The sequence below is a fragment of the Oceanicaulis sp. LC35 genome, assembly GCF_052055585.1.
In the GTDB taxonomy this organism is placed as follows: Bacteria; Pseudomonadota; Alphaproteobacteria; order Caulobacterales; family Maricaulaceae; genus Oceanicaulis.
Genome location: NZ_CP170485.1, coordinates 136,459 through 159,845 on the forward strand (window position 1 = coordinate 136,459; position 23,387 = coordinate 159,845).

General features: G+C 62.6%; 21 protein-coding genes. 9 read left to right on the forward strand and 12 right to left on the reverse strand.

The features are described from left to right. Positions 1 to 93: 93 nt before the first annotated feature. Positions 94 to 999, reverse strand: a complete 906-nt coding sequence (locus ACFELO_RS00685; RefSeq protein WP_440958655.1) for a LysR substrate-binding domain-containing protein — start codon at positions 997 to 999, stop codon at positions 94 to 96. Between the two features lie 114 nt (positions 1,000 to 1,113). Here ACFELO_RS00685 and ACFELO_RS00690 point away from each other — a divergent pair, with 114 nt between their 5' ends. The 3 genes from ACFELO_RS00690 (at position 1,114) to ACFELO_RS00700 (ending at position 4,417) form a co-directional block, all read left to right on the forward strand. Continuing rightward, positions 1,114 to 2,034 (forward strand): alpha/beta hydrolase, encoded by a 921-nt coding sequence (locus tag ACFELO_RS00690; protein WP_440958656.1) that lies wholly within the window; start codon positions 1,114 to 1,116, stop codon positions 2,032 to 2,034. A gap of 78 nt (positions 2,035 to 2,112) precedes the next feature. Next, a complete protein-coding gene (locus ACFELO_RS00695) occupies positions 2,113 to 3,045 on the forward strand; it encodes an alpha/beta hydrolase (protein ID WP_440958657.1) in 933 nt (310 codons plus the stop codon). 157 nt (positions 3,046 to 3,202) lie between these two features. Continuing rightward, a complete protein-coding gene (locus tag ACFELO_RS00700; RefSeq protein ID WP_440958658.1) occupies positions 3,203 to 4,417 on the forward strand; it encodes a glutathione S-transferase family protein in 1,215 nt (404 codons plus the stop codon). A gap of 14 nt (positions 4,418 to 4,431) precedes the next feature. On the opposite strand, the gene ACFELO_RS00705 is transcribed toward ACFELO_RS00700, so the two are convergent. After that, positions 4,432 to 5,364, reverse strand: a complete 933-nt coding sequence (locus ACFELO_RS00705; protein ID WP_440958659.1) for a glutaminase — start codon at positions 5,362 to 5,364, stop codon at positions 4,432 to 4,434. A gap of 203 nt (positions 5,365 to 5,567) precedes the next feature. Between ACFELO_RS00705 and ACFELO_RS00710 the strand changes: the two genes are divergently transcribed. Next, positions 5,568 to 6,893: a M20/M25/M40 family metallo-hydrolase gene (locus tag ACFELO_RS00710; RefSeq protein WP_440959929.1), complete on the forward strand. Its 1,326-nt coding sequence runs from the start codon at positions 5,568 to 5,570 to the stop codon at positions 6,891 to 6,893. A 229-nt stretch (positions 6,894 to 7,122) separates the two neighbouring features. Here the strand turns inward: ACFELO_RS00710 and ACFELO_RS00715 are convergent, their stop codons facing one another. Further along, positions 7,123 to 7,302 carry a hypothetical protein gene (locus ACFELO_RS00715; RefSeq protein ID WP_440958660.1) on the reverse strand — a complete coding sequence of 60 codons (180 nt, stop codon included), beginning with the start codon at positions 7,300 to 7,302 and terminating at the stop codon, positions 7,123 to 7,125. A 178-nt stretch (positions 7,303 to 7,480) separates the two neighbouring features. Between ACFELO_RS00715 and ACFELO_RS00720 the strand changes: the two genes are divergently transcribed. Both ACFELO_RS00720 and ACFELO_RS00725 read left to right on the forward strand, forming a co-directional pair. Beyond that, entirely contained in the window at positions 7,481 to 9,076 is a 1,596-nt protein-coding gene (locus tag ACFELO_RS00720) for an ABC-F family ATP-binding cassette domain-containing protein (RefSeq protein WP_440958661.1), read from the forward strand. Positions 9,077 to 9,415: 339 nt separating this feature from the next. Continuing rightward, positions 9,416 to 11,731 (forward strand): TonB-dependent receptor, encoded by a 2,316-nt coding sequence (locus ACFELO_RS00725; RefSeq protein ID WP_440958662.1) that lies wholly within the window; start codon positions 9,416 to 9,418, stop codon positions 11,729 to 11,731. Positions 11,732 to 11,824: 93 nt separating this feature from the next. Here ACFELO_RS00725 and ACFELO_RS00730 read toward each other — a convergent pair whose 3' ends face one another. The 9 genes from ACFELO_RS00730 to ACFELO_RS00770 form a co-directional block, all read right to left on the reverse strand. Next, complete coding sequence (locus tag ACFELO_RS00730) at positions 11,825 to 12,565, reverse strand: SDR family oxidoreductase (protein ID WP_440958663.1); 741 nt, start codon at positions 12,563 to 12,565, stop codon at positions 11,825 to 11,827. Beyond that, positions 12,562 to 13,122: a nuclear transport factor 2 family protein gene (locus ACFELO_RS00735; RefSeq protein ID WP_440958664.1), complete on the reverse strand. Its 561-nt coding sequence runs from the start codon at positions 13,120 to 13,122 to the stop codon at positions 12,562 to 12,564. Before ACFELO_RS00735 ends, ACFELO_RS00730 begins: the two co-directional genes overlap by 4 nt. A 2-nt stretch (positions 13,123 to 13,124) precedes the next feature. Beyond that, a complete protein-coding gene (locus ACFELO_RS00740) occupies positions 13,125 to 13,571 on the reverse strand; it encodes a nuclear transport factor 2 family protein (RefSeq protein ID WP_440958665.1) in 447 nt (148 codons plus the stop codon). A gap of 57 nt (positions 13,572 to 13,628) precedes the next feature. Next, the gene (locus ACFELO_RS00745; RefSeq protein ID WP_440958666.1) at positions 13,629 to 14,672 is read right to left on the reverse strand and encodes an NAD(P)H-dependent amine dehydrogenase family protein; all 1,044 of its coding nucleotides are present in this window, start codon (positions 14,670 to 14,672) and stop codon (positions 13,629 to 13,631) included. Next, positions 14,669 to 15,589: an SDR family NAD(P)-dependent oxidoreductase gene (locus tag ACFELO_RS00750; RefSeq protein WP_440958667.1), complete on the reverse strand. Its 921-nt coding sequence runs from the start codon at positions 15,587 to 15,589 to the stop codon at positions 14,669 to 14,671. Before ACFELO_RS00750 ends, ACFELO_RS00745 begins: the two co-directional genes overlap by 4 nt. 68 nt (positions 15,590 to 15,657) lie before the next feature. Next, the gene (locus ACFELO_RS00755; RefSeq protein WP_440958668.1) at positions 15,658 to 16,614 is read right to left on the reverse strand and encodes a winged helix-turn-helix transcriptional regulator; all 957 of its coding nucleotides are present in this window, start codon (positions 16,612 to 16,614) and stop codon (positions 15,658 to 15,660) included. A 125-nt stretch (positions 16,615 to 16,739) separates the two neighbouring features. Further along, entirely contained in the window at positions 16,740 to 18,086 is a 1,347-nt protein-coding gene (locus ACFELO_RS00760) for an MFS transporter (protein ID WP_440958669.1), read from the reverse strand. Continuing rightward, positions 18,083 to 18,568 carry an SgcJ/EcaC family oxidoreductase gene (locus ACFELO_RS00765; RefSeq protein WP_440958670.1) on the reverse strand — a complete coding sequence of 162 codons (486 nt, stop codon included), beginning with the start codon at positions 18,566 to 18,568 and terminating at the stop codon, positions 18,083 to 18,085. The genes ACFELO_RS00760 and ACFELO_RS00765 overlap by 4 nt, the downstream gene beginning before the upstream one ends. Before the next feature lie 55 nt (positions 18,569 to 18,623). Next, positions 18,624 to 19,067, reverse strand: coding sequence for a nuclear transport factor 2 family protein (locus ACFELO_RS00770; protein WP_440958671.1), 444 nt, complete (start codon positions 19,065 to 19,067; stop codon positions 18,624 to 18,626). A 116-nt stretch (positions 19,068 to 19,183) separates the two neighbouring features. Here ACFELO_RS00770 and ACFELO_RS00775 point away from each other — a divergent pair, with 116 nt between their 5' ends. From ACFELO_RS00775 to ACFELO_RS00785, 3 genes are read left to right on the forward strand one after another with little or no spacing between them, the layout of a single operon-like run. After that, a complete protein-coding gene (locus ACFELO_RS00775) occupies positions 19,184 to 21,049 on the forward strand; it encodes an AMP-binding protein (protein WP_440958672.1) in 1,866 nt (621 codons plus the stop codon). Positions 21,050 to 21,060: 11 nt separating this feature from the next. Next, positions 21,061 to 21,876 (forward strand): DUF1295 domain-containing protein, encoded by an 816-nt coding sequence (locus ACFELO_RS00780; protein ID WP_440958673.1) that lies wholly within the window; start codon positions 21,061 to 21,063, stop codon positions 21,874 to 21,876. A 17-nt stretch (positions 21,877 to 21,893) separates the two neighbouring features. Beyond that, positions 21,894 to 23,381, forward strand: a complete 1,488-nt coding sequence (locus ACFELO_RS00785; protein ID WP_440958674.1) for a carotenoid oxygenase family protein — start codon at positions 21,894 to 21,896, stop codon at positions 23,379 to 23,381. The last annotated feature ends 6 nt before the right edge of the window (positions 23,382 to 23,387 follow it).

The window sequence follows — 23,387 nt, forward strand, 5'->3', positions numbered from 1 at the left end:
CAATGGCATATAAAGCACTGATATAATTCACATGTGCGAGAGTTGCCTCGTTTCCCTCTCTCTCCGCCAGGGTTTCAGCAAGCTGATATGGATTTACCCTGGCTCCTTAAGTCGGTAGCGTAATGCGTCGGCGACGAGCTTGAAGGCGGGCAGATTTTGTCTGCGATTGGGATAAAACAGATGATATCCGGGCAAAGGTGTCGTCCAGCGGCTCAAAACCAGCTCCAGGCTACCGGATGAAACCAGGGGTTCAACCTGGTCCAGAGGCAAATAGGCCAGGCCCATTCCATTCAGCGCAGCGTCCTGAATAAGGTCGATGGAATTCAAGATCAGTTGCCCGTCGATCTTCACGCGCGTTTCGCGTTTGGTGCTCTGCAAGCGCCACGTGTTCACGGTATTGCTTGTCGGCAAACGCAGATTGATCCCTCTGTGTCGGGAAAGCTCTTCTGGAACAGTTGGTCGGCCATTGGCGTCGAGGTAACGGGGTGAGCCGACAATCGCCATTGGAATGTCCGGACTGATCCGCAAAGCGATCATGTCCTGTTCGACGTGTTCGCCCAGTCGAACCCCGGCATCAAATCGGTCAGACACGACATCAGACAGGTTATAGTCGACGATCACCTCAACGGAGATGTCGGGATATTCCGCAAGCAACTGGCTGAGCTTCGGCAATATAATTGTCTTGGCGGCATGCTCCACCGCCGTCAGCCTGATATGGCCAGCGGGTTTGTCGCGGTATTCTCCGAGTTCGGCGATGCCGCTCTCCAGCTCCTGCAGTAGGGGCAGGAACCGGGACATGAGGCGTTCGCCAGCCAGAGTTGGCGCAACACTGCGCGTGGTCCGCGCCAGAAGCCGGACACCCAGCCTGTCTTCCAGGCGCCGTACAATCTGGCTCAGCGCGGATTGGGTGATGCCTATTTTGCTGGCCGCCTTTGTGAAGCTGCCTTCCTGAGCGACGATCGCAAAAGAGGTGATGTCGGAAATATCTTCGCGTCTCATTCAGTGCCTGACTTATAAGTCCATGTAGATTTTCCCATCTAATCAATGAAAGGGTCAAGGTGCATATTCCCTCTCATCAGAAGCGGCCCCATCGGGCCTACCCTGGAGATGAATATGACGAAGATCACATTCCCCAACACCAACAATGAAGCCATCATGATGTCTGCGGTGATCAATTTGCCGCCGGCCTTTGATGAGGCGCGGACCTACCCGGCGATTGTCGTGTCCCATCCGGGCGGGGGCGTGAAGGAGCAGACGGCAGGCGCCTATGCTGCCCGGTTGGCGCAATTCGGCTACGTTACGATCGCGTATGATGCCTCCTATCAGGGTGAAAGCGGCGGCTCTCCCCGGCAACTGGAAAATCCTTACATCCGGACAGAGGACATCAGCGCTGTCATCGATTATCTGACCACCTTGTCCTATGTGGACAACGAACGGATCGCCGCCATGGGCGTCTGTGCAGGCGCCGGCTACACGGCAAACGCGGCGATCAATGACCGCCGCATCAAGGCGGTCGGCACGGTCAGTATGGTCAATATTGGTCAGATGTTCCGCAATGGTTGGGACAATGACGTCAAAGACGCTGATGCGGTGGCATACATCGCCGCCGGATCCGAGGCGCGAACCTCAGACGCATCTGGCCATGAGATCGCAACCATTCCGATGGCGCCTCTGCGTGAAGAGGATGCTCCGAATGAAGAGCTGCGTCAGGCCTGGGAATACTATCACACGCCACGAGCGCAATGCGCGACTGCGCCAGGGTATGCCACGGCCAGAAGCCTGACCCAGCTGACGACCTATGACGCTTTTCATAAGGCGGAGGCGTTTCTGACCCAACCGCTCCTCATGGTCGCCGGCAGTGATGCAGGCAGCCGCTGGATGAGCGAAGACCTGTTGAGCCGCGCCGCAAGCTCGGACAAGCAGCTTCATATCGTAAACGGCGCCAATCACATGGATCTGTATGACGGTGAACGGGAGATGTCAGAAGCACTCTCCGTGCTCGTTCCCTTCTTCCAGACCCATCTGGGCGACTAGAAGCGACCCCTCACTTCCTTGCGAACTCAGTCTGGCCCGACGTGTCGTCACGTCGGGCCTCCGCCCCCGGTGACATTCATGAAAACGACTCGTTTCAAGAACCCTGACATGGCGTGGGAAATTGCCGCCACGCTATACTTTCCGCCTGACTTTGATGAAACTCGCTCCTACCCCGCTGTGATCAGTATCCACCCGTTCGGAAGCTGCAAGGAGCAGACATCCGGAGCGGTTTATGGGCAACGGCTGGCCAAGCTCGGCTATGTCGTCTTCGCCTATGACGCCACTTTTCAGGGTGAGTCTGGCGGTCAGCCCAGATGGATCGAAAGCCCGACCCAGAGGGTCGAAGACGTGAGCCATGTCATTGACTATGCAGTGACGCTTGATTTTGTCGATGACCAGAGGATCGCAGTCCTGGGTGTATGCGGCGGCGGCGGCTATGCTGTGAGCGCCGCGTCCACAGAAAAGCGTATCAAGGCCGTAATCGCGATCACGCCCGTTAATCTGGGGCGGTTGTTTCGCGAGAGTTTCAGCCGCCATAATCCTCTTGGCGCTCTGGAGGCCATGGCGCAGCAAAGGACCCATGAGGCTCGTGGCGAGGTTCTGGAAGTCAATGAACTTCTTCCCTCAAGTCCTGACGCCGCCCGAGATGCAGGGCTGGCGGACAGGGATGTTCTAGAAGCCACCGAGTATTACAAGACAGAGCGGGGGCGATCCGAGGGCGGCGCAACGCGTATGCTGTTCAGTCATGCCCAGCAAATCCTGTCATGGGATGCATTCGCCTTCGCCGAGACGCTGCTGACCCAGCCTGTACTGGTCGTCGTGGGAGAAAAAGTAGGCGGTTTCGGCGCATATAGGGATGGAACCTCCATCCATGGGCGCGCACTGGCCTCAACTGACCGTCGGATCGTGTCCCTGCCAGACTGGTCTCACTATGATCTCTATGATCAGGACGAACCGGTTGAGATGGCGATGGACGCCATTCGCCCGTTTCTAGGCGATCACCTTTCCTGAGACGTCGACAATTTGTGAGGTTGTCTCCCTGAAGGCGGTCTGGCTGTAAGCTGATCGAGCATTTCGACGGCTCGATCAGCTTCGCCAAACGCGTGAGGCGGAACGGATTCAGGCCACCCGTCGTTATATCTCCAGTCAAGGCTGGAAGGGTTACGATATGGGTTTGACGTACACGCTGATCGGAACGCCGTTCTCCGCCGCCAGCATCAAGGCGCGCCTGTGCCTGCGCTGGGCGAACCTGCCGATGACGGAAAAGCCGGCGACGGTGGATGTCGTTCAGACCTATATCAAGCCGCGCCTGAAGACGGTGGCGACGCCGCTGATCGTCAGCTCTGATCAGACCGCCTTCACCGATACGCGCCTGTTGTTTGATGCGCTTCATGGCTCTCATCCCGCGCGCACTCTCTATCCTGATACGCCGGCGCAGCGTTTCGCGAGCGACCTTCTGGAAGCGTGGTCGGATTCCCGGTTCTCCCGGCAGGCCGAATACGTCTTCTGGGTGTGTGAGCGCGAGCGGGCCGAAGCGCGATTGGCGCGGTTTCTGGAGGCGGACAGCCCCGCTGATCTGGCTGCGCGCCGGGCGCGACTGGTGGCGGGTCAGATCGGCAAGCAATTTGCCAGGATGGGGCTGGATCAACAGGCGGAAACCGCGGTTCTGGCCCGGTTGAACGCCATGCTGGCCCGGCTCGACAAGGCGCTGGGCGCGAGCCCGTTCCTGTTTGGCGAGCGCCCCGCCATGGCGGAGTTCAGCCTTGCGGGCGCCCTGCACGTTCTGGCGGGCACGCAGGCGGGCTCGGACATGCTCGATCTGTTCCCGCGTCTGGGCGCCTGGCGGATGCGGCTGACGGCAGTGGATGGTCTGGCGCAAGGCGATCATCGCAAGGCCAGCTCCAGCCCTTCAGCCTTCATGCAGCTGATGCGCGATGTGGCGCAGGACTTCGCGCCGCGCGCCCTTGAAAGCGCCTCGGCTGTGGCGGACTGGGCGGAAGCGCATCCGGGCGCGCGCGCCCTCCCGGACCGGATTTCGCTGGGCCGGGGTCGCAAGCGCGCGTCCCGCGTCAAGGGGCAGGCCGCCCCGGTCTGGTCGCCGCGTGACGCCTACTGGCTGTCGCGTCTGGGCGCTCAGGCGCGCCCCCATTACGGGGTCGAAAACGCGGAGCTCTATCGCCTGCTCAAGACGATCGGCCTTCTGCCCTTACGGGATTACACGTCGCCGCGGGAGATCGTGGCCCTCAACCATCGTCTGGAGCTGAGCCTGCGCGATGTGCAGTCTGACGCCAGCCATGACTCCCTGCACAAGGTGGAGAGCGCGTTGATGGCGGCGCGGGAGGCGACGGCGGACATTGCCGAACTGACCGCGATCCACGTCTAGACCGGCCTGCAGGACTAGAACACCGACAGATTGGTTTCCTGCGCGAAGATTTCGAGGGCGCGGGTGCCGGCGAGCGAATTGCCCAGCTCATCAAGCTCGGGCGACCAGACGCAGATGGCGAAATGGCCCGGTATGACCGCCGCAATGCCGCCGCCCACCCCTGATTTCGCCGGGATGCCGACGCGGAAGGCGAAATTGCCAACCCCGTCATAGAGCCCGCAGGTCAGAAGCAGCGAGTTGATGCGTTTGGCGCGCAGGGCGGGCATCAGGGTTTCGCCGGTCAGCGGATGGCGTCCGCCCGCCGCCAGCGGCAGGAAAGCGCGGGCGACGTCGCGGCAGGTCATGGCGATGGAGCATTGGCGGTAATAGGCGGCCAGAACATCATCCACGTCCGCGACAAGATTGCCCTGGCTTTTGAGAAGATGGGCGATGGCGGCGTTGCGATGCCCGCTTTCCTCTTCGGACCGGGCGACTTCTTCATCAATGTAGATGTCCTCGCAGTCCGCATAGCGGCGCACAAGGCCCAGAATCTGCAACACGGGGCTGACAAAGTGCGTGGTGATCACATCAGTGATGACAATGGCGCCGGCATTGATGAAGGGATTGCGCGGCAGGCCCTGCTCGGATTCCAGCTGGACCAGGGAGTTGAAGGCGTTGCCGGACGGTTCGCGGCCCACGCGATCCCAGACCCCGGAAGCGCCCGGTGACTGCAGGGCGAGGGCCAGGGTGAACACCTTGGAGATGCTCTGGATCGAAAACGAGCTGTCGCTGTCGCCCACAACCCATTCGCGCCCGTCCACCCCGCAGACCGCCATGCCGAACTGGTCAGGATTGATCCGGGCGAGGGCGGGGATGTAGTCGGCCACATGGCCCTTGCCGATTTCCTTGCGGGCTTCGCGGGCGCAGTCGTCGAGGATTGTCGAGAGGTCGCGGTCGGTCAGGGGCATGGCGGGAAGACTTGTGCGGCTGGGTTAGTCTGAGCGGTAGTCGATCTTGCGCCGTCAAACAACACACCTGGCTTGCGGCTTGTCTTGGCGCATGGCGCATGCCGGTCTAGCGTGCGCGTCAATTCCGCCCGAAGGGCGTGGCAAGGGGAGCAATCAGCATGCGGATTTTCATGGGTCTGGTCGCGGCTGCAGGTCTGACCGGCATGGCGGGCGCGCAGGTCGCGCCGCCGTCAGAAGTGCTGGACGTGCATGATCATGTGGCGGCGGTGTCCGCCGAGCGCATCGAGGCCGATATTACGACATTGGTCAGCTTCGGCACGCGGCACACGGCGTCTGAAACCGAGAGCGACACGCGCGGCATTGGCGCGGCCCGGCGCTGGATCCATGACGAGTTTGAACGCATTTCGGCCGAGTGCGGCGGCTGTCTGGAGGTGATGTATGTCTCCGAGACGATCAGCGGTGAGCGGCGCATTCCCGATCCGGTGGATGTGGTCTCCGTGATCGCCATCCAGCGCGGGACCTCTGATCCCGATCGCATGGTGGTGATGGCGGGCGATATCGACAGCCGCGCCTCTGACGTGATGGACGCCGAAATTGACGCGCCGGGCGCCAATGACAATGCGTCTGGCGTGGCCGGCGTTCTGGAAGCGGCGCGGGTGCTGAGCCAGGACGAGTTTGCAGGGTCCATCATGTACGCCGCGCTGGCCGGTGAGGAGCAGGGCCTGTTCGGCGGCCGCATCGTGGCCGATTACGCGCTCCAACAGGGCTGGCGGATCAAGGCGGTGCTCAACAATGACATGATCGGCAATAGCGCCGGGATTGATGGCATTGTCGACAATTCAACGGCGCGGGTCTTCTCCGAAGGCACGCGAGCAGTGGAAACGCCGGAAGAAGCGCGCATTCGCCGCTTTACGGGCGGTGAGGTGGATTCCCCCTCGCGCAATCTGGCGCGCTTCATTGACCGCACCGCGGACCAGTATCTGCCCAATCTGGATGTCATGATGGTCTATCGTCTCGACCGGTTCGGGCGCGGCGGGCACCATCGCCCCTTCAACGAGGCGGGCATGCCGGGCGTGCGCATCATGGAAACCCATGAGCATTATGACCGCCAGCATCAGGACATCCGGGTCGAGAACGGCATCGCCTATGGCGATGTGCTGGAAGCGGTGGATTTTGACTACGCCGCCAAGCTGACCGCGCTCAATATTGCAACGCTGGCTCAGCTCGCCGGTGCGCCGCCCTTCCCGGCAGAGGTGGTGATTGAAGGCGCGGTTCAGCCCTCCACCACCCTGACCTGGGCTCGCCCTCAAGGCCGGCAGGCGGAGAACCTGATGGGGTATCGCGTTTACTGGCGTCTCACTGACGCACCGCAATGGACCCATAGTCGCTATGTGGGCGATGTGACGACCTTCACGCTCGAGAATGTGGTGATCGACAATTATTATTTTGGCGTGTCGTCCGTCGCGCCGGACGGGTCTGAAAGCCCGGTCGTGTTCCCCGGACCTGCAGGATCGTTTGGCGGCTATTAGGCCCTGATAGACGGATCACATGGAAAAGCCCGCCGGTTTCCGGCGGGCTTTTCAATCGTGTCAGGCCAGAAGCGTTAAGCGGCTTTCTTGAGCGCTTTTTTCGCTTTTTTCAGTTTGGATTCCTGATTTTCGATCTTCTTCTTGCGAACCTTGATCTCTTTTTTCAGGTCTTTGACTTTCTTCGACGCCATGTCGTGTCTCCTTTTTAGGTGAGGCGCGTCTTTTGGGGTCAGGCACTGTCTTCAGGCGTATGCCGGGCGATAAAGCCCTTGATGAAGAGGCGCAGCTCCCGGGCGGCGCTGGTATCCAACTCATCGCAGAGCTGAACGAACTGATCGCGCTGATCCTTGTTCAGGCGAATGACAAGCTGGCTGTCTTTCTTCTTTTTAGCCTTCTTCTCGTCCGCCATAGGCACAATCCGGTCTCGATCTGCAATGCAACGGCTATGCAATGTATATACATTTTGAAGCGAGTCCATACTTTGCGACATATTTGTGAAGGCGCGCAGGTCGGGTGTTCGCGCTCAGAATGCTGCGGGTGCGGTGTGTTTTGATTGCGTCTGGCGCTGTGAGGGTTACACCGCCCCCATGCTTACGATCTCAAATCTCGACTACCGTATCGGCGCCCGCTCGCTGTTTGAAAACGCCTCGGCGCAAATCTCCAGCGGCTGGAAGGTCGGACTGGTGGGGCGCAATGGCACCGGCAAGTCCACGCTTCTGCGGCTGATCCGGGAAGAGATCGACCAGCCGTCGCCGGATTCTCCCATCCGCCTCATCAAGGGCGCGCGCATGGGCTGGGTGGCCCAGGAGGTGGAAGCCTCTGACGACACCATTCTGGATGTGGTGCTGGCGACGGACGCCGAACGTCACGCCCTGATGCAGGAGGCGGAAACCGCCACCGATCCCGAGCGTATTGGCGAGATCCATATGCGCCTGGCGGACATTGACGCCTGGAGCGCGGAATCGCGCGCGGCTGAAGTCCTGATGGGTCTGGGGTTTTCTGACGCCGATCTTTACCGGCCGACGCGGGAGTTCTCGGGCGGCTGGCGCATGCGCGCCGCCATCGCCGGGGTGTTGTTCTCCGAGCCGGATCTGTTGCTGCTCGATGAGCCGACCAACTATCTCGACCTTGAGGGCGCGGCCTGGCTTGAGGCTTATCTCAAGAAATACCCCCACACCGTGCTGATCGTCAGTCACGACCGGGAAATGCTCAATCGCTGCGTCACCCATACGCTGGCGCTCGAACACCAGCAGCTGTCGATCTCGCCGGGCGGGTATGACGCCTGGCTGAAGCTGCGCGCCGCCAAGACGGCTTTGCTCGAAAGTCAGCGCGCCAAGCAGGAAGCCGATCGCGCGCACCTTCAGGCCTTCATCGACCGCTTTGGCGCCAAGGCCTCAAAAGCGAGCCAGGCCCAGTCGCGGGTCAAGCGGCTTGAGAAGATGCAGGAAATCACCATCCCCATCGCCGAGCGCACGACGCCCTTCTCCTTCCCGAGCTCCGCTGACACCCTGTCGCCGCCGCTCCTGCAATTGCGCGATGCGAAGGTGGGCTATGGCGAGGATGCGGTGATCCTGAAGGGTGTTGATCTGCGCCTTGATCCGGAAGACCGGATCGCCATTGTCGGCGCGAACGGCCAGGGCAAGACCACGCTCGTCAAATCCATCGCCGAGCGCCTGCCGCTGATTGCGGGCGATCGCACCGCGCCGCGCTCGCTACGGATCGGATATTTCTCGCAAGATCAGATGGACGAGCTGCATGAGGGCGAAACCGTCCTGCAGCACGTGCAGGCCGCTCTGCCGGAAGGCTCTCCCGAATCCAAACAGCGCGCCGCCGCGGCCGCCATGGGTTTCCCGCATGAAAAGGTCGGCACCAATATCGAGAAGCTGTCAGGGGGCGAGAAGGTGCGCCTGCTGCTCGGGCTGATGGCCATGGAAAAGCCCCATGTGCTGATCCTCGACGAACCGACCTCCCACCTTGATATCGACAGCCGAGAAGCGCTGATCTATGCGCTGAACGACTATAAGGGCGCGGTGATCCTGATCACCCACGATGTCTATCTCGCCGAAGGGACGGCCGATCAGCTCTGGCTGGTCAATAACGGCCGGGCGACCCGCTATGACGGCGACCTCAATGACTATCGCAAGCTGATCCTGCAAGCCGACAAGGGCACCATCAAGGTCTAGGCCGGACGGCGTCCGGTCTGGCTTGAGCGCGCTCTGAAGCGGCGCATCAGCGGAGCTGCGTCTGTCGGTCGGCAGCGGTCGCCGCCTCTGGCGGCCCGCCCTGGAAAGGTGCGCAACTTTTAGCTGTGTGTTGCTATAAAAGTGTCGTGGATCGATTATGGACTCATAATCACAATTTATAACCTATTATAATAATGAGATTAATAGGTTTCTTCGCGCCTGCAATAACTAACTTGCATTGACGAACCTACTTTCTTGAGCCTAGGCTTCTCCCAACGTGACCGCACTGGAATGACCCCGATCAGAGGGTCTTGGCGCGTACCTCTGGGGAGAAAAACCGTGACTATTCTGAAATATGGAACTGCGTTGGCTCTGGTGCTGGGCGCCGCAAGCCTCTCGTCAGCACTGGCTCAGGACGAGCAGCAATCAAGTGCGGCTCAGGGCCCGACGCTGGATGTGATCCAGGTGACCGCCCAACGGCGTGAAGCCAGCATTCAGGACTCGTCGCTGGCCGTGTCGGCCATGACGGGCGAAACCATCGAGGAAGACCGCATCCTCAGCTTTGAGGACCTCGCATCCTCGATGACCTCCCTGTCCTTCACGGCGCTGTCGCCGCTGGATCAGGAATTCAACATTCGCGGCATCACCAATACGCGCCTGGACTCGCCCTCGGCTGACCAGTCGGTCGGCATCTTCGTGGACGAGGTCTATATTGGCCGCTCCGGCCTGTTCAATTCGGACATGTACGACATTGACCGGGTCGAGGTCGTGCGCGGTCCGCAAGGCGTGCTTCTGGGCCGGAACGTGGTGGGCGGCGCCATCAGCATCTACACCGCGACCCCGACTTTCGAGCCGAGCGGCAACATGACCGCCTCTTTCGGCAATTACAGCGAGACCCTGGTGCGCGGCTATCTCAACGGCCCGCTGACGGAATCCCTGGCTGGCCGGCTCTCCTTCCAGACCCGCAACCGGGATGGGTTCAACACCGACATCCTGCACAATCGCGATCTGGATGATGTCCAGTCCTTGCAGGCGCGCGGCCAGCTGCTGTATGCGCCGGATGATCGCGACGTCACCGCCCGTCTGGTCTTTGACTATATGGAAGACGAGATGAACGGCTTCCACTCGGTGGCCATCAACGGGCCGGATCCGGCGACACAGGGGCCGTGGAGCGCCGCACGTGAGGCGGTGTCCGCCGCGCTGGGGCGTGAGCTGGATATCCGTGAAAGCCTGCCAGAGCACCCGCAATACAAGGGCGACGCGGCACCCTCGCCTCAAGGGCTTAACCGGGAAGCCTGGGGCGTTGCGCTGGATGTGGATTACGGCATTGGCGATTTCGCAACGCTGACCAGCGTGACCGGCTATCGTCAGGGTCAGGCCTATAACCTCTATGACCAGACCGGCATTGGCCCGGATAACGGCTATGGCGTGTTGACGCCGCTGCTGTTCAGCTTCCCGGTCAGCGAGACCGAGGATATCAGCCAGTTCACCCAGGAGTTCCGTCTGGTCTCCGAGCCGGGCGACAGCCGTTTCGACTGGATTGTCGGCGCGTACTACCAGCACGATGAAGTGGAGAAGTATGACCGCTTCTGGGCCGAGGTCCCGTTCACCGCGCTGACGACGCTGTCCGGGGAATCCCATTGGGATAACAGCGCGGAAACTGAATCCATGGCGGTGTTCGCGCAGCTGGGCTTCCAGATGACTGATACGATCCGTCTGGTGGGCGGTCTGCGCTACACCCGGGATGAAAAGTCCGGCGTCGTGACTGCGGTTGCGGTTGAGGGCGGGGACCAGTTCAACCCCAATGACACCGTGCCGGTTTCACCGCTGGCGCCGAACTTCACCGAGGGCAGCACCTTCACGACGAGCTATGGCCAGAGCTGGGAAGAGCTGACGCCCCAGTTCACGGCGGAATATGCGCCGACCGAGGACCTGTTCTTCTACGCCACCTGGTCGCGCGGCTATAAGGGCGGCGGCTTTGAGGATGATCCGGCCAACCCGGTTGCGGCCATGTCCGGCTATGATCCTGAAACCGTCGAGAATATCGAGCTGGGCGCCAAGATCGACTTCCTTGACCGTCGGGCGCGCCTGAACATGGCTGTGTTCTCGATGGATTATCAGGACCTTCAGGTCACCCAGACCGATGATGGTTGCCTGTGCAATATCACCGACAACGCCGCCGACGCCGAGATCACGGGCGCCGAGCTGGAAATGACCTTTGCTGTCACCAACCGCCTGACGGTCTGGGGCGGGGCGACCTTCCTTGAGACCGAGTATATCGACTTCATCGATGGCACGGGTCTGGATGCGTCCGGCAACAAGCTGCAACGCACGCCGGAGAGCCAGTTCAATGTGGGCGCCGAGCTGGTGCTGGATGTCGGCCAGTTCACCGATGCCCTCTCGATCCGCGCCAATTACAGCCATCAGGGCGACATGTACTGGTCGCCGGAAAACGCGCAGGTGGAAGAGGCGTTCGGTCTTCTGAACGGTCGTATCGCCTTCGCACCGCAAGACGCCAACTGGAGCGTCTCGCTGTGGGGCCGCAACATCACGGATGAGCTGTACCGGACCAATGTCATCGCCTTCTTCGGCGATGAGGTGTCCCGCCTGGGTGCGCCGCGCACCTATGGCGTCGAGTTCTCGATGGACTTCTAGACAACGAAAAGCCCGGATCTCATCAGATCCGGGCCTCCTTCCTGAAAACTGGCCGGCCCTGCGTTCAGCAAGGCCGGCCTTTTTTGTCGGGCGTCAGGACTGGACCCGCTTGGCCATGGCGGCGGCGAGCCCGGCCGGGTCCCGCGCCAGATGCGCCCGGACGCCGATGGAGTGTGCATCCGTGTCATGCTCGGGCACGCCCCGCGCGGCGGCCCACAGACCGGCCTTGCCGATATCGCGCGGCTGGGATTTCTGCACATGGGTCACATGGGACGCCATGCGCGTGTCCACCGAGCCCACGATCAGGGCGGTGACCGTGATGTTCAGGGGCGCGAGCTCGGCCCGCAGGCAGTCCGAGGCCGCACGGGCGGCGAACTTGGACGGGCTGTAACCGCCCATGTCCGGGACCGCGACAATGCCGCCGGCAGAGAGCACGTTGACGACGGCGCCGCCGCCATTGGCTTCCATGATCGGCCCGAAGGCGCGGACCATGTTGAGAACGCCAAAGAAATTGACCTCCATCTCCTGACGTACGGCGTCGGGCCTGTCGGTCTTGTAAAGGCGCTCCATCAGGAACATGCCGGCATTGTTGACCAGCAGCGTGACGTCCGGGCAGTCCACGGCGGCTTTCTCGATCTGCTCGGGACGGGTCACATCCAGCTCGATTGCGACCAAGCGATCCGGCGCGCGCGCCGCGATTTCCTGGGCATCAGCCAGTTTGCGCGAGGCGATATAGACCTTGGCCGCGCCCTGATCGAGCAACTCCTCGACAAAGCCCAGCCCGATCCCGCGATTGCCGCCGGTTACGAGGGCGACGCAGTTTTCGATTTTCATGATTGGGTCCAGTCCCAGTTGTAAAGAAGGTCATCGGGTTTCTTGCCGCCACGCACAAGCTTGTCCGGATCTGGCGCGATTGCGCCGCGGCCCCAGCTCTCCTTGAGCGGCATCTCATGGTTCCATTCCCAGGCGAGGCGACGATGGGCGATGGCCCAGCGACTTTCCCGCCGCTCGAACCGGTCAACGACCCGCGCCATGGTCAGGCTGTCGAACGGGTCTTCAATCCCGTCACGACGAGAGAAGGTCATGATGTAGCTTTCCGCCCGCGCCCGGTCGCCATCGAGCTCGATCAGCACATTGGTGGTGGCGTGGGTCATGCGCGGCGCGGAGGGCAGCACCTTGCGCAGCATCTCGATATAGTCGGACGCCTTGCCCTTGAAGGTGCCGCCATGATCCTCGATGGCGTCGTCATGATAGGCAGCGGCGATCAGGTCGGCATCGCCCCGGTCTGCGCCGCGGCAATAGCGGATCAGCACCTCATGGATCGCCTGTTTGTCAATCAGCGCCTGAAGCGCGCTGATATCCAGCTGGCTCTCATCCAGTGTCTGCGTCATCGTCAGCTCCCTTGCATCAGTCTTGGGCCCAGAACCACCGGGCGTTGGGTCAGGTCGCGGGCATGGTCGGGCAGTGCGCCGCCATCGGCGGAGGCGCGGTCGAAATAGTCTCGCCAGGCGCAGATCAGATCGCCCTCAAACTCGAGAATGCCCATGTAAGGCACCTCGACGCGGCGACCGTCTGCGGTTTCAAAGACATCCGCGCCTTCCACGAACAGGGCGTCCTCGCTCTCGGCGAGGCGGAAGATGCGCCAGGCCGGATTGCGGACCTTCTCCTTGAAAGCGGTCAGGAATTCGCGTGCGCCCGCCTTGCCGGTCTTGGGCGGCTGGCTGATAGCGGAGTAGTGCCAGACAATATCATCGGTCATGTGGGCCAGGACCGCGTCGATGTCCTGGCGCTCGCACCAGGCGTCGATGACGGCCTGGAGCACGGCTTGCTTCGAGCTCATGAATCTCCTCCCTTCAGCGGTCTTTTCGACCTTGTCATGTGGGGTGCGCCCGGTCGCTCAGCTGGCGCGCCAGGGGGCGTAACCCGGCGTTTCCATCAGTCCGGGCTCAGCGGCGACCACCAGTGGGATGGCGTTCAGCACGGCGCCGGAGACGCCCAGCATTTCGGGCGAGACCCGCTCGGTCCAGCCTTCAGGCTCGGTCAGCTCAAGGGTCAGATTGACCCCCGGCTCGCCTTCGACATTGATGCGCCACAGGCCCGGCGCGTCTGCATCCGGCGCGGGCGGCTCCATCGTCCAGGCGATGTTGAGGTCCACGCGCGGCGCACCGTCCGCATGGGCGATCCAGCGCCAGTCAATGCGCGCGGCCTTGCCCGGTTCGATCCGGCCGGCGGCGATCTCGAGCGCGGACTGTGCGGGGACAAGGGCGTGCGCGGTTTCCACCCGGTCCAGCGTCCAGCCCAGACGGACCGCCATGGCGGCGACCACTTCTTCAAACAGGGCGTTCATGGTCTGGGCGGGAACCCAGTCCGGCGCATTCGGATCGATCGTGGACACATCCGCGCCAAAGCCGATGATGTCGAACACGTATTCAGGGCTGCGCACCGGGCGGCAATCCACCAGCTCGCTGATGGTGATCCGGTCCACCCGGCGGCAAATGCCTGTGGCGATCACGCCCAGCTTCTCCACCGCAAAGCCCGGATTGAGGCCCGCGCCCACGAAGGTCGCACCGCCTTCCTCGCCCGCTTGCCGGTAGCGTTCCTGCCGCTCGGCGGGCCAGTAGGGCGGATAGGTGCCGCCATTGATGGAGATGACATTCTTGCCCGAGCGCAGAAGACGCAGAATGTCCGCGTCATGGCGCTCGACCGGGGGCGCCAGTCGCGCGGCATGGATCACCACATCCGCTTCAAGGGCGAGAATCTCCTCGATGTCGCGCGTGGCGATGACGCCGGTCGCGTCACGCTTGGCGATCTCGCCAGCGTCCTTACCGGCCTTGCGGTCGCCGTAGACAAAAAGGCCCACAAGCTCATGCACGTCGCTGTCGATCACGGCCTGAAGGCAGGTGCGGCCCATGGCGCCGGTCGCCCATTGAATGACTTTCACGATGAACGCTCCGGCTTGGCTTTGACGAGGGTCTTGAAGAAATCGGTGAAGGCGGCTTCCGCGCCGGTGAAGCCGCGCAGGGTTTCCAGTCCGGACTGGGTGTCGGCGAAAGCCTCAAAGTCCGGAATCTCTTCGGGGAAGGGTGCGCCTTCGGTCTCCTGTATCCGCACGCGCCGCAACCAGCCGCCGCCGCCGAGCCAGACTTCACCTGTGCGGTCACACTGGGGGGCGGTCAGCCAGACGGCCGGGGCGGCGATATGCTCTGACGCCATCGGGTCATCAGAGGGATCGGTTTGCGGGTCCTGGCCGGTCATGCGGGTCGAAGCATAGGGGCACAGCACATTCACCCCCACGCGGCCGCGCCATTCATCCGCCAGGGAAAAGGCGAGGGCGTTCAGCGCGCCCTTGGAGGCGGCATAGGCCGGTCGGCCCTTGAGCCCGTAGAGCCCGGCGGAGGAGGCGATCATGAGAACGCGGCCCGAGCCGGAGGCTTCAAGATGGGGTTTGCATGCTTCCATCAGGGCGCAGATGGAGAAGAAGTTCGTCTCCATGATCGCGCGGATCACTTCGGTCGAGCCGTCACCGAAACGCCCGACAGGCCCGGAAGCGCCAGCATTGCACACCACGCTGTCCAGGCGTCCGAAATGATCAAGCGCGGCGGCGACCAGGTTTTGCGGCGTATCCGGCGCGGTGACGTCGCTGTGTTCTGCGACCGCTTGTCCGCCCGCATCGCGGATGGATTGCGCGACGGCGGAGGCTTCGTCGGGGGCGCCGTCCCGGATCCGGTTATTGACGACGACACAGGCGCCTGCGCGACCGAGCGCGCGGGCGAAAGCAGCGCCCAGGCCCTTGCCGGCGCCTGTGACGATGACGGAGCGACCTTCAAGCGGCCGGTCTGAGGCATGGGTAACTTGCATACCGAAACTGTAAATCGGTAGGTTTCGCAGTGCAAGTCATTAAGCGATAAAGTGACGCCTGCGTGTCGCTATTCCGCTGCGCTGGTTGCCGATTTGTGCTCGAGAACCTCGAACTCCACATCCTCGGGAGTCAGCGGCGCTTGGCATTCCGAGCAGATCACCTGAGGCTCCAGCTGGTTGCCGCAAGGCTGGTGGGTCAGCAAGAGCGGCGGTCCTTCGGGCGAGACATAATACTTGTCGCCCCATTGCAGAAGCATCAGCAGGATCGGGTAGTAATCGATCGCCTTGGGCGTCAGCCGGTATTCAAACCGCGGCGGGCGCTCGGAATACTGGTGCAGCTCGAGCATGTTGATCTCGGTCAGCCAGTTCAGGCGCTCGGACAGGATATTGGTGGCGATGGCAGTGTCTTCGCAGATCTCGTCAAAGCGGCGCAGGCCGGTGAAGATCGACCGCAGCACCAGGCTCGCCCAGCGATCGCCCGTGATCTGGGCCACATGGTCGAGCAGGATGGAGTGCTCTTCACGGTTCGCCGCCGTGTCGCGATGGCGGCGGCGACGCGAATAGGTCGGCGTCATCCAGCCCAGGCCCGGGCCTTCGCTCCAGCTCATGTCGCGGGCATGGATCTCGCCATGACAGGCGCCGCAGGCGGGGAGCGGGTCAAAGATCTTGCCGCAGCCGCGATGGCGCAGGCGGATCTGGATCTTGCCATCCTGTGGCCCCCAGAGCCGCTCCCAGCGCAGCATCATCAGGGCGGTCCAGTACAGGTCCCGACCTTTCTGGGTGAGATGGTACTCAAAGCGTTTGGGAGAGTCCGAATAGGGGCGCTTTTCAAACACGCCCGACGCCTGAAGGCGTTTGAGGCGGTCGCTGAGCAGCGGCTTGAGCAGGCCTGTCCGGTTGCGGAAGTCCTCGAACCGGCGCGCGCCCAGCCATGACGCCTCAAGGATCAGCAGGATGGAGGTATCCCCGACCACTTCCAGCGCTCGCCAGATCGAGCATGTTCGAATGAATTTGTGTTCGGACATTCAGGCCCCGCCCCGTCGATCCTCCCCATGTCGCGGCCCGGTTGGCTCCGGACCGCTTGCATGGGCATACCAACTAGGCTGCAGCGTCTCCTTTATCAAGCGGCAGAAAGTCGCGCCGCTGCGGCTCAGGCGCTCTCATGGCGTTTTGTGTAACGCGCTGAGAGGAAAAACAGACCCGCTGCAATCAGGCTGGAGATCGGCGACACGATCGCAATCGCGTAGCGGATTCCGTCCGGGGTGGGGAAGAAGGTGTCCCCCACCAGCGCCGCCGCCGTCGGGCCCAGACCCAGGCCGATCAGGTTGACGATGAAGAGATACACCGCCGACAGGGTGGCCCGCATCCGGTTGGGCACGAGCTGCTGGAGCGCGCTGGCGCCTGCGCCGATGGGCACGGCCGAGGAGGCGAAGAAGATCGTGAAGCCGATCCCGGTCAGCACCGGATGGCCCACCAGCGGGAAGATCAGGGCGAACACGGTTCCGATCGAGCTGGTGACGGCACAGAAGGCGAGACGACCCGAGGCCGATCCCCCGCTCAGACGGTCCGACAGCCAGCCGCCGCCGATCAGGCCGATCAGACCGCCGAGGATCAGAGTGCCCCCGGCAAAATGCCCGGCGGTGGTGAGCGGAAACTCGTGCACGCGGATCAGGAAGGCTGGCAGCCAGGAGACAGCCGCGAAGACCGCGAGGTTCACCATGGCGACTGCGAAGCACAGATTGATGATTGCGCCGGCCCGCGTGAGCGTGAACCGCCAGACCTCGGAGATCGGAATGACCGCCTGGGTTTCCGGCGTGGCGGTGGCGGCGCCATGACGCGGCGGCTCGGGCAGGATCAGGAACAGGCCGGCGATCAGGATGCCGGGCAGGCCGACGATGACAAAGGTCGCTTGCCAGGCGCGCAGCTCTCCAAAGAGCGGCAGGGTCAGGCTGCCTGCCGTGGAGATCAGCTCGATGACGACCGCGCCGATCAGGAAGGCCAGGCCTGCGCCGACCGCGGAGCCCAGACCATAAACGCCCATGGCCAGACCCAGGCGACGCTGGGGGAAGGAGTCGGAAATGATGGAATAGGCGGCCGGCGACAGGGTCGCTTCACCCACCCCGACGCCCATACGGGCGAGGAAAAGCTGCCAGTACTGGGTGGCGAGGCCGCAGCTGGCGGTCATCACGCTCCAGAACGCGACGCCGGCGGCGACGATGCGCATGCGCGAGGCCCGGTCGATGAGGCGGCCCAGCGGCAGACCCACAATGGTGTAAAAGATGGCGAAGGCGAAGCCCTGAAGCAGGCTGACCTGCGTATCGGTCAGGCCCAGATCGGCCTTGAGCGGCTCGATCAGCAGGCCAATGATCATCCGGTCGATGAACGAGAAGATGTAGGCGATGAACAGCACCGCCACCATGGCCCAGGCGAGCGCCGGGGACGGATAGCCGTCCCCCGCCGGTGCGGCGGGGGCGGCGGTCGCATCAGTCGGACTCATTGCGCGCTGTCGTCGAAGTCTTCGTTCAGTCCCATGGCGCCCAGCAGCTGGTCGCGATCATAGTATTCGCGCCATTCGGTGATCAGCCCGTCCTCGCCGATCTCGATGACGCCGACCACGGGGACGGAGCCTTCATGACCGTTATAGGTGAAGTCATCCGTGCGCTCGATGAACACCACATCATCGATGACGCCGATATGGCGGACATTCAGGGTGATTTCGGAAATGCCCTCGCCCAGATGGGCGATGCGCGCGCCGATGACGTCGCGACCGACTACCGGGTCGACCATCATGGAATGCAGAACGCCGTCTTCGGCGAACAGGTTGGCGACCCGGTCCCAGTCATGGGTATTCCAGGCGTCGACCATGTCCATGACGACCGCAACGCGGTCCTCATCTGACGCCACATGGTCGTCCAGAACCACCGCATGAGCGGCGGACGTCGCAAGCGCCAGGCTGGCGGCGGCGAGAAGTGAGCGCATGTTTTCCTCCATAGTATTATTGTGCAAGCTATAAGACAGGCTCGCTGCAAGACGGTCAAGCGGAACCGTCGAGCGGGATGGAGGAGGGGGCGTCCAGCAGGGGGCGTAGCCAGTCCGCCGGGGCCTCGCCGCGTTTGGCCGACGCGATCAGGCCGGTGTCCACATAGTCGCGCCAGCGCCAGACCAGACCGTCTTTGAATTCGAACACGCCGGCATAGGGCGTGCAGATATGAACGCCGTCCGGGTCCACATAATCATCAACGCCTTCGAGGAAGAGCCGGTCCGCGTCCTCGATGTGATTTGTGATTTTCCACGCAATCTCGGTCTGACCCGCGCCGAACTTCTCAAGGAACCAGCGCACTTTTTCTCGCCCTTCCAGCGGGCGCTGCCCGACAGCGTAGTGATAGACCACATCCTCGTGCAGCAGCTCGATCACGCCCTCCAGCGCGCCGGTTTTCCAGTTTTCGATGATGCGATGGATCGTTTGGATATGGGCCATGGGCTTGAAGTCCTTGCTCTGGAGGCGCGCCGGGGGCGGGCGCGTGAATTGACAGCGGCGATCGTGCGGGCATAGTGTCTCATATAAATTGCATAATAAAACCTATCGGGGGAAGTATGAGCCTGCTCTATCGTGAGGTGGAGTTTCCGCCCGTCGATCTTGCGATCGACAGACGGCCGGACGGCGTCATCACCATGACGCCGCGGGAGCCGCTGAAGGTGGATTGTCCCACAGTGCCCGCCGGGCTGGCCCGGCAGGCGGCTCTTGTCGCTGACAAGCTTCATCTGGCCGAACGTCCCCGGCCGGGCGCGGACTGGGTCGGGCTGAACTTCGCCCAAATGAAGGCCGCCGCCGATGCCGTCTCCCAGTATCTGATCGACCAGGCGGTCGAGACAGGGCGTCCGGTGATGATCGTGTCGGGCAACTCCATTGCTCACGCCGTCATCCGGTATGGCGCAATGGGGGCGGGCGTGCCAGTCTGCCCGGTGAGTGCGAACTACGCCCTGATGGGCGCGAAAGGCGGCTTTGAGCGCCTGCGCCATGTCATGGAGATGACCCGTCCGGCTCTCGTGTTTGCTGAAAGTGCGGCCTGCGCTGAAGCGGTGAACGCCACCGCGCCGTCTGATGCGGTGGTGATTTCGCGCCAGCCCGACGCCTATCGCGCGCCCAGCATGGCCTATGACGCGGTCCTTGAGACAATGGCCGGGCCGCAGGTTGCGCGCAGCATCGAGACGCTCGATCCGCATGCGCCCGCCGCCTACATGCTGACTTCAGGCTCGACCGGAAAACCCAAGGCGGTCATCCACACCCACCACATGATCGTCTCCAATCTGCATCAGGGCTGGCAGGTTCTGGGCAAGGCGGCGGGCTGGGATGACACCTTGCTGGAATGGCTGCCCTGGAGCCACGCCTCGGGCGCGTTCTCCTCCATGGCGGCGGCCATTTTCGGCGGCTCGTTCTATATCGATGGCGGCAAGCCTTTGCCGGGTCTGTTTGACGAGACGATCCGCAATCTGCGCGAAATCCCGCTCAAATACTTCACCAATGTCCCGGCAGGTTACGCCATGCTGGTGGAGGCGCTGGAGCAGGATGAAGCGCTTCGCCGCGTCTTCTTCAAGAAGCTCCGGCTCATGCTCTATGGCGGCGCGGGCTTGCCCCAGCCGCTGTTTGATCGCTTGCAGGCGCTGGCGGTGAAAGAGACCGGGCGCGGCGTCTTCATGACCACCGGCTATGGCGCGACCGAGACCACATCGGGCTGCATGTCGATCTATTTCATGTCTGAAAAGGTCGGCATCGGCCTGCCCATGCCCGGCCTCTCTCTAAAGATGGTTCCGATTGACGGGACCCGCTACGAGCTGCGGATGAAGGGCGACATGGTCACGCCCGGCTATCTGGGCCGTCCCGAGCTGGAAGCCGAGATCCGGGACGAGGAGGGTTATTACAAGATCGGCGACACCGCCACCTTCCACGATCCCCAAGACCCCGATCAGGGCCTCGCCTTTGCGGGCCGGATGGCCGAGGAGTTCAAGCTCAATACCGGCACCTTCGTGTCGGGCGGCGCCTTGCGCGCCGAGCTGGTGCGCATTGGCTCGCCCCTCATTCAGGACCTCGTTCTGTGTGGCGAGAACCGCGCCTGGCTGGGCGTGCTGATCTGGCCGAACCTTAATGCTCTGGCCGAAGCGGCGGGCCTGCCCGGCGCAGACGCCGCAATGCTGGCCCGGTCCGGGCGCGCGCTTGATCTGATTGCAGAAAAGCTGGCGGCGCACAATGCCGCCTGTCGCGGCTCGTCCGAACGCATCAAGCGCTTTGCGCTACTGACAACGCCCCCGGATGCGGAATCCCATGAGGTCTCTGACAAGGGCACCATCAACCAGAACGCTGCGCGCCTGAACCGCGCGGCCGATGTCGAGCGTCTCTATGCCGACCCGCCTGCCGAGGGCGTGGTGGACCTGACCGCGCCGGCGCTGAAAACCGACGCCTGAAGGAGCGAAGGATGACGGAAATTCTCTATGGGCTTGGCGTGAACTTCGCCGTTCTGATGGGCGCGATGATTGTGCTCTGGCTGATCTCGATCCCGCTCAAGGATGTGAGCTTCATCGACTCTTTCTGGGCGCTGGGCTTCGTGCTGGTCGCCGGGGTGACCTTCCTGATGACGCCGGGCGGAGATCCCGAACGCCGCCTCTTGCTGCTGGCGATCACCACGATCTGGGGTTTGCGTCTGGGCGGATACATCTTCCTGCGCTGGCGCAAGGAAGGCCCGGACAAGCGCTATGTCGCACTTCTGGGCAAGGCCAAGGGCAATGTGCACCTGTTCAGCCTGACCCAGGTCTTTCTGATGCAGGGCGTGCTGTTGTGGGTGGTCTCGCTGCCGGTGCAGCTGGGGCAGATGCCCGCAACGCCGGTTGGCGTGGGCGCGCTGGCCTGGATTGGCGCGGGGCTGGCGGTGATCGGCGTCTTCTTTGAAAGCGTCGGTGATTTCCAGATGGCGCAGTTCAAGAACGACCCCGCCAATGCCGGCAAGGTCATGGACCGGGGTCTGTGGCGCTATACTCGCCACCCCAATTATTTCGGCGACGCCTGTGTGTGGTGGGGGCTGTTCCTCATTGCGGCCGAAACCGGCCCCGGACGGCTCAGCTTTGTCGGCCCGCTTCTTTTGACCTTCCTGCTGGTGAAGTGGAGCGGAGCGGCGCTTCTGGAGCGTCGCCTCAAGCGCTCTCGCCCCGAATATGAAGACTATATCCGCCGCACCAGCTCGTTCATTCCCATGCCCCCGCGCCGCGGCAAGCCCGCCGAAGCCGGCACGCTCTGATTTACGGAGACAGTGATATGTCAGCGATCAAGGTAAACACCGTTCCTCATCTCGATCCCGATCCGAACCATCCCTACACCTCGGGCGCCTGGACGCCGGTGTTTGACGAGTATGATGCGGACGGCATGGAGGTGATCGGCGAGATCCCGTCCGATATCGACGGCATCTATGTGCGCAACAGCGAGAACCCGGCCTTTGGTTCGATCGGCCTGTACCACCCCTTTGATGGCGACGGCATGATCCATTCCATCGCCTTCCGTGACGGCAAGGCCAGCTACAAGAACCGCTTCGTGCGCACCAAGGGGCTGATGGCCGAGATCGAGGCGGGTCGTCCGCTCTGGGCCGGCATCGCCGAGGACCCGCGCCTGTCCACCCGTCCGGGATGGGGCGCGCATGGCATGATCAAGGACTCCTCCTCAACGGATGTCGTCGTTCATGCCGGCCAAATTCTCTCCACCTTCTACCAGTGCGGCGAGGGCTACCGGCTCGACCCCTACACCATGGAGCAGTTCGGCACGGAAAGCTGGACGCCGATCGACGGCATCTCGGCCCACCCCAAGCTGGATGAAGCGACGGGCGAGCTGTTGTTCTTCAACTATTCCACCCATGCGCCCTACATGCATTACGGCGTGGTCGGACCGGACAACAAGCTCAAGCACTATATCCCGGTGGAAACGCCCGGTCCGCGCCTGCCGCACGACATGGCCTTCACCAAGAACTATTCCATCATCGCCGACCTGCCCCTGTTCTGGGATCCGGAGATCCTGAAGAAGGGCCGCCATGCCGCGCGGTTCTACCCGGAGATCCCGACGCGCTTCGCCATCATCCCGCGCTATGGCTCTCCGGATGAAATTCGCTGGTTCGAGGCGGCGCCGACCTATGTGTTGCACTGGATGAACGCCTGGGAGGAAGGCGACGAGATCGTGCTCGAAGGCTATTTCCAGGAAGACCCGATGCCGGGGCCGCTCACCGCCAATGCGCCTGATCCGCGCATGGGCCAGATGATGGCCTATCTCGACGAGCATTCCTTCAAGCCCAAATTCCACCGCTGGCGCTTCAACCTCGTCACCGGGCAGACCAAGGAAGAGCGGCTGGATGATCGGTTGCTGGAGTTTGGCAGCTTCAATCAGGCCTATGCCGGTCAGAAGACCCGCTACGCCTATTCCACCTTCACCGAGCCGGGACGCTTCGTGTTTGACGGCGTGGTCAAGCACGACATGCAAACCGGGTCGTCCCAGACCCTGCGCTTTGGCGAGGGGCGGTATGGCTCTGAAGCGCCGTTCGTGCCGCGCATCAACGCCCAGGATGAGGATGACGGTTATCTGGTCAGCTTCATCACCGACATGAAGGAGAACCGGTCCGAGTGCGTTCTGATCGACGCCAAGGATTTTGACGCCGGACCAGTGTGCCGTGTGATCCTGCCCCATCGCATTTCCAGCGGCACCCATGCCTGCTGGGCGGATGGTCCCACCGTACGCGCCGCCCAGGCCGGGCGTGTGGCCTGAACCGGA

Excerpts from the sequence above, each read along its gene's own strand:
- ACFELO_RS00685 (WP_440958655.1), bottom strand. The coding sequence starts at position 999 with ATGAGACGCGAAGATATTTCCGACATCACCTCTTTTGCGATCGTCGCT.
- ACFELO_RS00690 (WP_440958656.1), top strand. The coding sequence starts at position 1,114 with ATGACGAAGATCACATTCCCCAACACCAACAATGAAGCCATCATGATG.
- ACFELO_RS00695 (WP_440958657.1), top strand. The coding sequence starts at position 2,113 with ATGAAAACGACTCGTTTCAAGAACCCTGACATGGCGTGGGAAATTGCC.
- ACFELO_RS00700 (WP_440958658.1), top strand. The coding sequence starts at position 3,203 with ATGGGTTTGACGTACACGCTGATCGGAACGCCGTTCTCCGCCGCCAGC.
- ACFELO_RS00705 (WP_440958659.1), bottom strand. The coding sequence starts at position 5,364 with ATGCCCCTGACCGACCGCGACCTCTCGACAATCCTCGACGACTGCGCC.
- ACFELO_RS00710 (WP_440959929.1), top strand. The coding sequence starts at position 5,568 with ATGGCGGGCGCGCAGGTCGCGCCGCCGTCAGAAGTGCTGGACGTGCAT.
- ACFELO_RS00715 (WP_440958660.1), bottom strand. The coding sequence starts at position 7,302 with ATGGCGGACGAGAAGAAGGCTAAAAAGAAGAAAGACAGCCAGCTTGTC.
- ACFELO_RS00720 (WP_440958661.1), top strand. The coding sequence starts at position 7,481 with ATGCTTACGATCTCAAATCTCGACTACCGTATCGGCGCCCGCTCGCTG.
- ACFELO_RS00730 (WP_440958663.1), bottom strand. The coding sequence starts at position 12,565 with ATGAAAATCGAAAACTGCGTCGCCCTCGTAACCGGCGGCAATCGCGGG.
- ACFELO_RS00735 (WP_440958664.1), bottom strand. The coding sequence starts at position 13,122 with ATGACGCAGACACTGGATGAGAGCCAGCTGGATATCAGCGCGCTTCAG.
- ACFELO_RS00740 (WP_440958665.1), bottom strand. The coding sequence starts at position 13,571 with ATGAGCTCGAAGCAAGCCGTGCTCCAGGCCGTCATCGACGCCTGGTGC.
- ACFELO_RS00750 (WP_440958667.1), bottom strand. The coding sequence starts at position 15,589 with ATGCAAGTTACCCATGCCTCAGACCGGCCGCTTGAAGGTCGCTCCGTC.
- ACFELO_RS00755 (WP_440958668.1), bottom strand. The coding sequence starts at position 16,614 with ATGTCCGAACACAAATTCATTCGAACATGCTCGATCTGGCGAGCGCTG.
- ACFELO_RS00760 (WP_440958669.1), bottom strand. The coding sequence starts at position 18,086 with ATGAGTCCGACTGATGCGACCGCCGCCCCCGCCGCACCGGCGGGGGAC.
- ACFELO_RS00765 (WP_440958670.1), bottom strand. The coding sequence starts at position 18,568 with ATGCGCTCACTTCTCGCCGCCGCCAGCCTGGCGCTTGCGACGTCCGCC.
- ACFELO_RS00770 (WP_440958671.1), bottom strand. The coding sequence starts at position 19,067 with ATGGCCCATATCCAAACGATCCATCGCATCATCGAAAACTGGAAAACC.
- ACFELO_RS00775 (WP_440958672.1), top strand. The coding sequence starts at position 19,184 with ATGAGCCTGCTCTATCGTGAGGTGGAGTTTCCGCCCGTCGATCTTGCG.
- ACFELO_RS00780 (WP_440958673.1), top strand. The coding sequence starts at position 21,061 with ATGACGGAAATTCTCTATGGGCTTGGCGTGAACTTCGCCGTTCTGATG.
- ACFELO_RS00785 (WP_440958674.1), top strand. The coding sequence starts at position 21,894 with ATGTCAGCGATCAAGGTAAACACCGTTCCTCATCTCGATCCCGATCCG.